The following is an 11,838-nucleotide window of genomic DNA, read 5'->3' on the forward strand; positions in this document are numbered from 1 at the left end:
TGGTGACGCGTGCCGAGTGACCCGGAGCGGGCAGATGCGTGCCGTTATTTCGCTGCATCGCCCCACCAGCAAGGCCGCGCGATGAGTCGCCGCTCGCAACGTTTAAGTAACGTGCTGGTGCCCTGGCTAATGCCGCTGGCCTTGCTGGTGGCCTGGCAGATCGCGGCCTCCGGCGGCTGGTTGCCGCAGCGCATTCTTCCCGCGCCGGACGCGGTGCTGCGTGCAGCCATCACGCTCGTGCAAACGGGCGAGTTGTGGCAACACCTGGCGATCAGCAGCTGGCGTGCGGCCGTGGGCCTGGCCATCGGCGGCAGCATCGGGTTTGCGTTGGGCCTGCTGACCGGCGTGTCGCGCGTGGCCGAGCGCCTGCTCGACAGCAGCTTGCAGATGCTGCGCAACGTGCCGCATCTGGCGCTGATTCCGCTGGTGATCCTGTGGTTCGGCATCGACGAGGGGGCCAAGCTGTTTCTGGTGGCGCTGGGCACGTTTTTCCCGATCTATCTCAATACCTACCACGGCATCCGCAGCGTGGACCCGGCCTTGATCGAGATGGCGCGCAATTACGGCTTGCGCGGGCCGCAGCTGTTTGTCGATGTGTTGTTGCCCGGCGCACTGCCGTCGATTCTGGTCGGCTTGCGCTTTGCGTTGGGGCTGATGTGGCTGACCCTGATCGTGGCCGAAACCATTTCCGCCAGTTCCGGTATCGGCTATCTGGCGACCAATGCGCGCGAGTTTCTGCAGACCGACATCGTGGTGGTCGCCATCGTGTTGTATGCACTGCTCGGCAAGCTGGCCGATCTGGCCGCACGCGGACTGGAAGCCTGGTGGCTGGGTTGGCATCCGGCGCTGCAACAGCGTGCGGAGCTGCGCCGATGAGCGCGACTGACACCGGCCTGACGCTGCGCTTGCGCGGCATCGGCAAGCGCTACGGCGACAGCGATGTGTTGCGCGGCATCGACCTGGACGTCGCACCCGGCGCGTGTGTGGCGGTGGTCGGGCGCAGCGGCTGCGGCAAGAGCACCTTGCTGCGGGTGATCGCCGGGCTTGAGGCGGCCGATACCGGCACCGTCGACAGCGGTCATGCTGCGCTGGCGGCGCAGCGCGATGCGGTGCGGCTGATGTTCCAGGACGCGCGGCTGCTGCCGTGGAAGCGCGTGATCGACAACGTGGCGCTGGGCCTGGGGCGTGCCGGGCGTGCGCAGGCACAGGCGGCGCTGGACGCGGTGGGGCTGGGCACGCGTGGCGGCGATTGGCCGGCGGCGCTGTCCGGCGGCCAGCGCCAGCGCGTGGCCCTGGCACGTGCGCTGGTGCATCGGCCGCGGCTGTTGTTGCTGGACGAACCGCTGGGCGCACTGGATGCGTTGACGCGCATCGAGATGCAGCAGTTGATCGTGCAGTTGTGGCGGCAGCATGGCTTTACCCTGGTGCTGGTCACGCATGACGTGGCCGAGGCGAGCGCGCTGGCCGATCGCATCGTGCTGATCGAGCACGGCCAGGTCGGCCTGGATCTGCCGGTGCCGGTGCCGCATCCGCGTGCCCCCGGCGCGCCGGCCCTGGCGGCAATCCAGGCGCAGGTGCTGGCGCGTCTGCTGGGGACCGCGCAGCTGCCGGCGTCGGCGGCCGTTGAAGGTGCAGAGGACGCAGAGGACGCAGAGGACGCCAAGGATGTCGATGCGGGGCAGGGCGGTGCGACGCACGCCACTGTGCCGCTGCGGCGGATTGTCTAGCGGGCGGATCGTCGGCCCGGGTCTGCCCAAGCCAATGCCAATGCGCAAAGCCAAAGCGCAAAGCAGACATCGCGCAGCCCCACAGCAGGCAGCGTGCACCTGCCTTGGTGCCCCGCATCTGCACCTGCGGCGCCCGCCACACCTTGAAACCCCGCACAGCAGCCGCATCTGCACGGTATCGCCGGCGTTGCCGGCCACCCGTTCAGAGGATTCCCCATGCGGATGGACAAGCTCACCTCGCGGTTCCAGCAGGCGCTGGCCGACGCGCAGTCGCTGGCCGTGGGCCGCGATCACAACATCATCGAGCCGGTGCACGTGCTCGCCGCATTGCTCGACCAGAGTGGCGGCAGCACGCGCCCGCTGCTGTCACAGGCCGGCGTCAACGTGCCGCTGCTGCGCGAGCGGCTGGGCGAGGCGCTGGACACGCTGCCCAAGGTCTCCGGGCAGGAGGGCAACCTGTCGATCGGCAACGACCTCAACCGCCTGCTCAACCAGACCGACAAATTGGCCCAGCAACATGGCGATGCCTTCATCGCCAGCGAGTGGTTCGTGCTGGCCGCCGCCGACGATGCCAGCCCGCTGGGCGTGGCCTTGCGTGCGGCCGGCGGCGACAAGAAGAAGATCGAAGCGGCCATCGACAAGCTGCGCGGCGGCGAGACCGTGCAATCGGAAAACGCCGAGGAACAACGCCAGGCGCTGGAAAAATACACCATCGACCTGACTGCACGTGCGGAGAGCGGCAAGCTCGATCCGGTGATCGGCCGCGACGAAGAGATCCGCCGCACCATTCAAGTGTTGCAGCGGCGCACCAAGAACAACCCGGTGCTGATCGGCGAACCCGGCGTGGGCAAGACCGCCATTGTCGAGGGCCTGGCCCAGCGCATCATCAACGGTGAAGTGCCCGAAGGCCTGCGCGGCAAGCGCGTGCTGTCGCTGGACATGGGCGCGCTGATCGCCGGCGCCAAGTTCCGCGGCGAGTTCGAAGAACGGCTCAAGGCGGTGCTCAGCGACCTGTCCAAGAACGAAGGTCAGATCATCCTGTTCATCGACGAGCTGCACACCATGGTCGGCGCCGGCAAGGCCGATGGCGCCATGGATGCCGGCAACATGCTCAAGCCGGCGCTGGCGCGTGGCGAGCTGCACTGCATCGGCGCGACCACGCTGGACGAATACCGCAAGTACATCGAGAAGGACGCCGCGCTGGAGCGGCGCTTCCAGAAGGTGTTCGTGGGCGAGCCGACGGTGGAGGACACCATCGCGATCCTGCGCGGCTTGAAGGAACGCTACGCGGTGCATCACGGCGTGGAGATCACCGACCCGGCCATCGTCGCCGCCGCCACGTTGTCCAACCGCTACATCACCGACCGCCAGTTGCCGGACAAGGCGATCGATTTGATGGACGAGGCGGCATCGCGCATCCGCATGGAGATCGACTCCAAGCCGGAGGAACTCGACCGCCTGGAGCGCCGGCTGATCCAGCTCAAGATCCAGCGCGAGATGCTGAAGAAGGAAAAGGACGACGCCTCGCGTCAGCGCCTGGCCGATCTGGAAACCGATATCGACAAGCTCGAACGCGAGTTTTACGACCTCAACGAGTTGTGGAAGTCCGAAAAGGCCGCGTTGCAGGGCACCACCAAGGTCAAGGAGCAGATCGAGCACGCCAAGCTGGAGCTGGAAGCCGCGCAACGGCGCCAGGACTACGCCAAGATGAGCGAGATCCAGTACGGCGTGCTGCCGCAGCTGGAAAAGCAGATGGCGCTGGCCAACGAGGTCGAACACCACGACTTCAAGCTGGTGCAGGACCGCGTCACCGCCGAGGAAATCGCCGAGGTGGTGTCGCGTTGGACCGGGATCCCGGTCAACAAGATGCTCGAAGGCGAACGCGACAAGCTGCTGCGCATGGAAGACGAGCTGCATCAGCGCGTGGTCGGCCAGAACGAGGCGATCAAGGTCGTCTCCGACGCGGTGCGGCGTTCGCGCGCCGGCCTGTCCGATCCCAATCGTCCAAGCGGCTCGTTCCTGTTCCTGGGCCCGACCGGCGTGGGCAAGACCGAGCTGTGCAAGGCGCTGGCGGACTTCCTGTTCGATAGCACCGAGGCGATGATCCGCATCGACATGAGCGAGTTCATGGAGAAGCATTCGGTGTCGCGCCTGATCGGTGCGCCCCCGGGCTATGTGGGCTACGAGGAAGGCGGCTACCTCACCGAGGCGGTGCGTCGGCGTCCGTATTCGCTGATGCTGCTGGACGAGGTGGAGAAGGCGCATGCCGATGTCTTCAACATCCTGCTGCAGGTGCTCGACGACGGCCGCCTCACCGATGGCCAGGGCCGCACGGTGGACTTCCGCAATACCGTCATCGTGATGACCTCCAACCTGGGGTCGCACCAGATCCAGGAGCTGTCCGGCGACGGCAGCGCCGAGGCCTACACGCAGATGAAGGCGGCGGTGATGGGTGTGGTGCAGGCGCATTTCCGCCCGGAGTTCATCAACCGGCTGGACGACATCGTGGTGTTCCATCCGCTGGACAAGGCGCAGATCAAGTCGATTGCGCGGATCCAGTTGCATGGGCTGGAAAAACGCCTGTCCGAGCGCGGCCTCAAGCTGGACCTGGACGATGCCGCGCTGGAATTGCTGGGCAATGTCGGTTTCGACCCGGTGTATGGCGCGCGCCCGCTCAAGCGCGCGATCCAGTCGCAGGTGGAGAATCCGCTGGCCCAGCAGATCCTGTCGGGCCACTACCTCGGTGGCGACACCGTGCGCGTGCGTGCCGAAGGTGGGCGCCTGGTGTTCACCAAGGGTTGATCGGTGGGTGGATCGTCCTGCAGGATGCGGGGGACACCCATCGGCGTCATGCGGTGGGTTCGGAGCGCGACGACACTGCCGCGCTCCACCTCCATCGAACGACTCATCTGGCAAGGAACTTCAGATGCGCCTTGTGTATGTTCCGATCTACATCAGTGTTGCCATGGGTTCGGCCGGTACCCTGCACGCGGGCGAAGCGCCGGATATCTCCGCCGCGCTCAAGGCCTATGGCGCTAGGGACTATGCGCGCTGTGCCGAAGTGATGGACGCAGTGCAGCGTGCCGTCAGCGAACTTCCGGACAATGGCGAACTCCTGCGTGCGGAATGCCTGGCCGCCGCGGGAAAGACCGACGAAGCCCTGCATTATCTCGATGTCCAAATTCCGCGCGGGCGGATCTCCCTCGATGATCTACGTAGCAAGGACCGGCCTGGCCTGAATCGGCTGCGGAAGACTGACGGGTGGCCCGCTCTGCTGGCGAGCGCCGAGCGCGTCAGTGCGCAGCAGCAGGCCACACTGAATCCGCAACTGCGTCAGGAGCTGCTCGCGCGCGTGGAGAAGGATCAGCAAGTGCGCAATGCGGCGATTGCCGCCGGGGGCAAGCCCGCCGACTGGGCATCCACTGCGCTGGTGGATCACGACAATACCGCATGGCTCAAGCAGGTCGTCGCGACCCAGGGTTGGCCGGGCCGGCGCTTGGTGGGCGAAGATGGCGCCAACGCAGCGTGGACCTTGGTGCAGCATGCCGACACCGATCCGGCGTTTCAGGCGCAGGCCCTGGCCCTGATGGAAGCGGCGCTTGCCAGGCACGATGTGGCGCCCGACGATGTTGCGCTGCTCACCGATCGTGTCCTGCGTGCGCAAGGGAAGCCTCAGCGCTACGGCACCCAATTCATGACCGATCCCGATGGCAGTAAGTCGTTGGCGCCTATCGAGGACCTGGCAGGTCTGGATGCGCGGCGTCGCAGCATGGGGTTACCTCCAATGGATCAGTACAAACGGATGTTGGAAGACGTCTACCATCGGCCGGTGCACTGATTGTTGGTGGTGAGAGCGGCGTCGCCTGCGTGCGCGGCATGCAGGCGGGTTTGCTGAAGGACCTGACGGCTGGCGATGTCGTCATAGCCGGCTTTCATGAGGCGCGGATTGGTGGCCGGGTATCGTCGGGCTCCTTGTCCAACAGCGAGCCGCGCCATGACCGATCCGCAGTGGAAGCCCGAAACCATCGCCGTGCACGGCGGCTATACGCCCGATCCCACCACGCGGGCGGTGGCGGTGCCGATCTACCAGACCGTCGCCTACGCATTCGACGATACCCAGCATGGCGCAGACCTGTTCGACCTCAAGGTGCAGGGCAATATCTACAGCCGCATCATGAATCCGACCAACGACGTGCTGGAGCGGCGCGTGGCTGCGCTGGAAGGCGGCATTGGCGCGTTGGCGCTGGCGTCGGGGCAGGCTGCGGTGACCTATGCGATCCAGACCATTGCCGAGGCCGGCGACAACATCGTCTCCTCCAGTGCGTTGTATGGCGGCACCTACAATCTGTTCGCGCATACCTTGCCGCAGTTCGGCATCAGCACGCGCTTTGCCGACTATCGCGATCCGCAGGCGTTTGCCGGCTTGATCGATGAACGTACCAAGGCGGTGTTCGTCGAGTCGATCGGCAACCCGCGCGGCAACATTACCGATATCGAGGCCGTGGCCGCGGTGGCGCATGCGCATGGCGTGCCGCTGATCGTGGACAACACCGTGGCCACGCCGTCGCTGCTGCGGCCGATCGATTTCGGCGCCGACATCGTGGTGCATTCGCTGACCAAGTATCTGGGCGGCCATGGCAACAGCCTCGGCGGGGCGATCGTGGACAGCGGGCGCTTCCCGTGGGCGGCGCACAAACAGCGGTTTCCACGCCTCAACGAGCCGGATGTGAGCTATCACGGCGTGGTGTATACCGAAGCGTTGGGCGATGCCGCGTACATCGGCCGTGCGCGCGTGGTGCCGCTGCGCAATACCGGCGCGGCGTTGTCGCCGTTCAATGCGTTCCTGATCCTGCAGGGCATCGAAACGCTACAGCTGCGGATGGAGCGCATCAACGCCAACACGCTGGCGATTGCAAGGTATCTGCAGCAGCACGCGCGGGTTGCCTGGGTCAATTACGCCGCGCTGCCGGATCATCCGGAGCATGCGTTGGCGCAGAAGTATCTGGGCGGGTATGGTTCGGGCGTGCTGACCTTCGGCCTGCCCGGCGGGCGCGCGGCCGGCGCGCGTTTTCTGGATGCGCTGCAGTTGTTCACGCGGTTGGTGAACATCGGCGATGCGAAGTCGTTGGCCACGCATCCGGCATCGACCACGCACCGTCAGCTGGGCCCGGCCGAACTGGAGCATGCCGGGGTCAGCGAAGACACCGTGCGGCTGTCGATCGGGATCGAGCACATCGACGATCTGCTGGCCGATCTGGAGCAGGCGCTGCAGGGGGCGTGAGGTTTGATAGCCGTGAACTGAGCAGGGGTGCGCTAAGGGACGAGCTAGCCCCTCTCCTGCGGAGGACGGGTAGCCCCTCTCCCGTCGGGGCGAGGAGGCACAGCTGGCGCGCCATGGGCGCGCGTGCCCTGGAGCGCCCGCGCCGCAAGCGCGGGCCGGGGCGCGGGAGTTGGGGTGAGGGTACGGGTTCTCCAGGCACCGCCAAGTACGCCGTCTGTCTCTGGCTTCGGTCAGGGCGTCAGCGCGGCCGGGGATCGGCTCTTCGGCTCGGCAGACATCCTGTCTGACTCGCCGTCGCGGCACATCCGTGTGCCGCTCTCCGCCAATCCCCGGCCACGCTGCCGCCTCGGCACGTTGTTGCCGCGACTTCGAGTTGCCGCGACTTCGAAAAGTGCTGAACGCGGTCATGACGAAGTTGCCCGAAGCCCCTCTCCCGTCGGGGGGAGGAGGCACAGCTGGCGCGCCATGGGCGCGCGTGCCTTGGAGCGCCCGCGCCGCAAGCGCGGGCCGGGGTGCGGAGCGGGGGTTGGGGTGAGGGTACGGGGGCGAAGCCCACTCGCATGTGCGAGATGACGCTCGGTGGCAGGCATGCGGCCATGCCGGCATCCCTTCGGGGAACCTTCTCCCGATGGGAGAAGGGATCGGGCCCCCCGGTGCGTGGCGACGTGTTGCGCTTGGCCGCTTGCCGCAGACCTCGGAGGCGCCCTGGGCCAATCCTGCTACCATGCGCGCCCCTGAGGTGACTACCGGAGTTGCGGTGGTTTAAACGGGAATCCGGTGCGCGGATCGCCTTGGCGAGCTGCAATGCCGGAGCTGCCCCCGCAACGGTGGGCGAGGTCAGATGCCGCAACACGCCACTGTGCAGTCGCATGGGAAGGCGCGGCATCGGAGGCGCAGGCCTCCACTCGCGAGCCCGGAGACCGGCCTGAGGGACTGAACCGGCACGCGGTGGGCGTGGCCTTGCTCGTCTGGCGCTGCGCGTTGGACGCCTGGCCCGTTGCTGCCTGCCGCCCCATTGCCCCCGCGCGGGTAGGCGCGGTTCCAGGAGCAGCAGTCGATGTCCGTTTCTTCCGTTTTGCCGCGTCGTACGGTGCTGGCCGTGGGGCTGTCGCTGTGCATGGCCACCCTGGCCCATGCCGAGGCCGCCATCGATCTCGACCAGGTCGTGGTCACTGCCTCGCGTACTGCGCAGACCCAGGACCAGACGCTGGCGCCGGTCACGGTGATCGACCGCGCGCAGATCGAGCGTCGCCAGGTGAATTCGCTGCAGGACCTGCTGCGTGGCGAAGCCGGGGTGGCGCTGGCCAACAACGGCGGCCCGGGCAAGCCGACCTCGCTGTTCCTGCGCGGCACCGAGTCCGACCAGGTGGTGGTGCTGATCGATGGCGTGCGCATCGGCTCGGCCACCTCGGGCGGGGCGGCGTTGCAGGATCTGCCGATCGAGCAGATCGAGCGCATCGAAATCGTGCGTGGTCCGTTCTCCAGCCTGTACGGTTCCGAGGCGCTGGGCGGGGTGATCCAGATCTTTACCCGGCGCCCGCAAGGCCGCTTCGTGCCCACCTTCAGCGCGGCGGCCGGCAGCGACAATGCGCGCCGCTATAGCGCGGGCGTGGCCGGGCGCAGTGAAGGCGATCTGAGCGAGCGCGGCGGCTGGTATTCGGCCAACGCGGTGCATGACGAAACCGATGGCATCAACGCGTATCTGGACACCAGCTCCAGCGACTACGACCCGGATCGCGATGGCTACCGCAACGATTCGCTGAGCATGCAGGGCGGCTGGCGCTTCAATCGCCAGTGGGACGCCGACGTGCATGCCTTGCGCGCGCAAAGCCGCAACGAATACGACGGCTCGGCCTTTGGCGGCAACCTGTCCAAGGGCGTGCAGCAGGCGGTCGGCGGCCGCGTGCGTTATGCGCCCACCGATGCGCTCAAGCTCACCGCCAGCGTCGGCAGCAGTTCCGACTTCAGCGATGCGTATTACGACGGTGCGTATGTGTCCACCTACGACACCCGCCGCAAGCAGGGCGCATTGCAGGCCGATATCGCTGCCGGCGCGGGCCTGTTCACGGTCGGCTTCGACTGGCAGCGTGACGCCATCGCCAGCAGCGACAATTACGATGCCGACAGCCGTATCGACCGCGCCGCATTCGCGCAGTGGCAACAGAGCTTCGGTGCGCAGTCGGTGCAGGCCAGCCTGCGTCGCAACGACAACAGCCAGTTCGGCGGCAAGACCACCGGCAGCCTGCTGTGGGGCTGGGATGTTGCCGAGCATCTGCGCCTGACCGCCAGCTACGGCACCGCGTTCAAGGCACCCACCTTCAACGAGTTGTATTACCCCGATTTCGGCAATCCGTTGCTGGGGCCGGAGACCTCCCGAAGCGCCGAGCTCGGCCTGCGCGGCGGCTACGACTGGGGCACCTGGATGCTGCGCGCGTTCCAGACCCGCATCGACGATCTGATCGCCTACGACGCGTCGTTGGTGGATGCGGCGCATCCGTTCGGGCAGCCGAACAATATCGACCGGGCGCGCATCCGCGGCGTGGAAGCCGGCTACGACACCGAGCTGGCCGGCTGGACCGTGCGCAGCGCCTTGACCTGGCTGCAGCCGCAGGCCGATGGCGAGGTCAACAACGGCAACTGGTTGCCGCGCCGCGCGCGGCAGAGCGGGCGCATCGATGCGGACCGCAGCTTCGGTGCATTCGGCGTCGGCGCGAGCCTGTTCGGGTCCGGCAAGCGGTTCGACGATCTGGCCAACACCGAGCGTCTGGCCGGATATGGTCTGCTGGATCTGCGCGTGAGCTATGCAGTGACTGCGGACTTGAAGGTGTCGCTCACCGCCAACAACATGTTCGATCGCCAGTACGAAACCGCACGCTGGTATGCGCAGCCGGGGCGCAATTACCTGCTGACCCTGCGTTATCAAGCCGCGCAGTAAGCGCGGTTGGTGCAAGAGCGCCCTGGCCGAGCGCATCGCGGCGGCGTCGGGGCCGACGGTGAGTGATGTGGCCACCGCGCAGGCCTTCGATGCGGAGATGCGCACGCGGATCGCGCATCACCGCAGCCAGCGTCCGTCGCACTGGCAGTGCGTGGAAGAACCGATCGCTTTGGCCGCGACCTTGCGGCGCTCGCCGCACCCGAGCGCTGCGTGCTGGTGGATTGCCTGACGCTGTGGCTGAGCAGCCTGCAGGGCGAGCCCGATGCCGGCGCCGTCAAGCGTGAGCGCGAGGCCCTGCTCGCCACCCTGCCGCAATTGCCTGGGCAGATCGTGCCGGTCAGCAACGAGGTGGGGCAGGGCAGCGTGCCGTTGGGCGAACTGACGCGTCGATTTGTCGATCAGGCCGGCCGGCTGCGCCAGGCATTGGCGCTACAGTGCGAGCCTGTGGTGCTGGTGGTGGCAGGTGTGCCGATGGTTCTGAAGGGAGAGGTGGTGTGACAAGCGATTGGATCCATGGTGCCTGCGCGGTGCCGGACGCGCGCGTGCGCGCGGCTGCGCTGGCGCGGCAGGAACAACTGACCAAGCCGCCCGGCGCGCTGGGCCGGCTGGAACAGCTGGCGGTGCAACTGGCGGCCTGGCAGCGCAACGAACACCCCACCGTGCAGCGGGTCTGGATCGCGGTGTATGCCGCCGACCACGGGGTCGTCGCCGAAGGCGTGTCTGCGTTTCCGCAGGCGGTCACCGGCGAGATGGTGCGCAATTTCGCCCGTGGTGGCGCCGCCATCGCGGTGCTTGCGCGCGAACTCGGTGCACGCCTGGAAGTGGTGAACCTGGGCGTGGTCAACGACCCGGGCGAGTTGCCGCGGGTGCGGCGTGCCTGGATCGCGCCGGCCAGCGCCAACATCTGCGAGCAGCCGGCGATGAGCTCCACCCAGTTGCGCGACGCACTCGCCGCAGGCGCCGAAAGCGTTGCGCAGGCAAGAAGTTGCGACACGCAGCTGTTTGTCGGCGGCGAAATGGGCATCGGCAACACCACTGCAGCCGCCGCGCTTGGCTGCGCGCTGCTCTCGCAGTTTCCGCAGGCCATGGCCGGCGCCGGTACCGGGCTGGATGCCGAAGGCATCGCGCACAAGGCGACCGTGATCACTCGCGCGCTGGCCCTGCATGCCGATGCCTCCACGCCGCTGGAGCGACTGCGGCGGCTAGGCGGTTTCGAGATTGCTGCCCTGGTCGGTGCCTATATCGCGGCCGCGCAGGCCGGTATTCCGGTGCTGGTCGATGGCTTCATCAGTACGGCCGCCGCGTTGGTCGCCACCCATCTCAATGGCGGCGTGCGCGAATGGCTGTTGTTCGGGCATCGTTCGCAGGAGCGCGGCCACGCCGCCTTGTTGCGCGCACTCGATGCCGAACCGCTGCTGCAGCTGGATCTACGCCTGGGCGAGGCCAGCGGCGCAGCGGTGGCGATTCCGCTGTTGCGCCATGCCTGCGCCTTGCACAACGGCATGGCCACCTTTGCCGAAGCCGGCGTGTCCGACGCATGAGTGCGTAGATCAGCGTGCTGCGCGACGGCGACACCGGTCAGCACAGCGACCGTGGCAGCTCGACGACCCGCTCATCGCACCGGGCTGGCAGCAACTGCGCGCGACCACCGCCGACCGCGCATGGGGCGCAGTGGTCGCCTCGACGCTGCGGCGCTGTGCCTTGTTCGTCATCGAGTTGGCAACTGCGCGTGCGCTGCCGCTGCAGCTGGATCCGCGGTTGCGCGGATACCCCTCAGCCGTTGGCAGGGCGTGCCGGTGGCCAAGATTGACCGCGCCGACAGCGCCACGCTGGGGCGCTTCCGGGCCCTGGCGCCGTAAGCGAGCTGACCCAACGGGGTATTCCTGGCAGGGCCG

At 67.2% G+C, this 11,838-nt stretch carries 7 protein-coding genes, 2 pseudogenes and 1 riboswitch; all 9 genes and pseudogenes read left to right on the forward strand.

Going from position 1 to position 11,838, the window contains the following annotated elements:
• Nucleotides 1-81 precede the first annotated feature (81 nt).
• Nucleotides 82-876 carry an aliphatic sulfonate ABC transporter permease SsuC gene (gene ssuC, locus LL972_RS00275; RefSeq protein WP_228325911.1) on the forward strand — a complete coding sequence of 265 codons (795 nt, stop codon included), beginning with the start codon at nucleotides 82-84 and terminating at the stop codon, nucleotides 874-876.
• Complete coding sequence (locus LL972_RS00280; RefSeq protein WP_228325912.1) at nucleotides 873-1,727, forward strand: ATP-binding cassette domain-containing protein; 855 nt, start codon at nucleotides 873-875, stop codon at nucleotides 1,725-1,727. Before ssuC ends, LL972_RS00280 begins: the two co-directional genes overlap by 4 nt.
• Nucleotides 1,728-1,943: 216 nt before the next feature.
• Nucleotides 1,944-4,529: an ATP-dependent chaperone ClpB gene (gene clpB, locus LL972_RS00285; RefSeq protein ID WP_228325913.1), complete on the forward strand. Its 2,586-nt coding sequence runs from the start codon at nucleotides 1,944-1,946 to the stop codon at nucleotides 4,527-4,529.
• 124 nt (nucleotides 4,530-4,653) lie between these two features.
• The gene (locus LL972_RS00290) at nucleotides 4,654-5,565 is read left to right on the forward strand and encodes a DUF6624 domain-containing protein (RefSeq protein WP_228325914.1); all 912 of its coding nucleotides are present in this window, start codon (nucleotides 4,654-4,656) and stop codon (nucleotides 5,563-5,565) included.
• 156 nt (nucleotides 5,566-5,721) lie between these two features.
• Nucleotides 5,722-7,008 carry an O-acetylhomoserine aminocarboxypropyltransferase/cysteine synthase family protein gene (locus tag LL972_RS00295; protein WP_228325915.1) on the forward strand — a complete coding sequence of 429 codons (1,287 nt, stop codon included), beginning with the start codon at nucleotides 5,722-5,724 and terminating at the stop codon, nucleotides 7,006-7,008.
• 720 nt (nucleotides 7,009-7,728) lie between these two features.
• Nucleotides 7,729-7,951, forward strand: a riboswitch (cobalamin riboswitch).
• Nucleotides 7,952-8,065: 114 nt separating this feature from the next.
• The gene (gene btuB / locus LL972_RS00300) at nucleotides 8,066-9,943 is read left to right on the forward strand and encodes a TonB-dependent vitamin B12 receptor (protein WP_228325916.1); all 1,878 of its coding nucleotides are present in this window, start codon (nucleotides 8,066-8,068) and stop codon (nucleotides 9,941-9,943) included.
• Nucleotides 9,927-10,441, forward strand: a pseudogene (gene cobU / locus LL972_RS00305) (bifunctional adenosylcobinamide kinase/adenosylcobinamide-phosphate guanylyltransferase). Before btuB ends, cobU begins: the two are co-directional and overlap by 17 nt.
• Nucleotides 10,438-11,484: a nicotinate-nucleotide--dimethylbenzimidazole phosphoribosyltransferase gene (gene cobT / locus LL972_RS00310; protein ID WP_228325917.1), complete on the forward strand. Its 1,047-nt coding sequence runs from the start codon at nucleotides 10,438-10,440 to the stop codon at nucleotides 11,482-11,484. The pseudogene cobU and the gene cobT overlap by 4 nt, the downstream one beginning before the upstream one ends.
• Nucleotides 11,485-11,492: 8 nt before the next feature.
• Nucleotides 11,493-11,790: pseudogene (locus LL972_RS00315) on the forward strand (histidine phosphatase family protein); the annotation flags it as partial.
• Between the last annotated feature and the right edge of the window lie 48 nt (nucleotides 11,791-11,838).

It is taken from the genome of Xanthomonas campestris pv. asclepiadis, from assembly GCF_020784175.1.
Lineage (GTDB): Bacteria > Pseudomonadota > Gammaproteobacteria > Xanthomonadales > Xanthomonadaceae > Xanthomonas > Xanthomonas campestris_D.

Coding starts and splice junctions, on each gene's coding strand:
- ssuC (WP_228325911.1), top strand. CDS start 82: ATGAGTCGCCGCTCGCAACGTTTAAGTAACGTGCTGGTGCCCTGGCTA.
- LL972_RS00280 (WP_228325912.1), top strand. CDS start 873: ATGAGCGCGACTGACACCGGCCTGACGCTGCGCTTGCGCGGCATCGGC.
- clpB (WP_228325913.1), top strand. CDS start 1,944: ATGCGGATGGACAAGCTCACCTCGCGGTTCCAGCAGGCGCTGGCCGAC.
- LL972_RS00290 (WP_228325914.1), top strand. CDS start 4,654: ATGCGCCTTGTGTATGTTCCGATCTACATCAGTGTTGCCATGGGTTCG.
- LL972_RS00295 (WP_228325915.1), top strand. CDS start 5,722: ATGACCGATCCGCAGTGGAAGCCCGAAACCATCGCCGTGCACGGCGGC.
- btuB (WP_228325916.1), top strand. CDS start 8,066: ATGTCCGTTTCTTCCGTTTTGCCGCGTCGTACGGTGCTGGCCGTGGGG.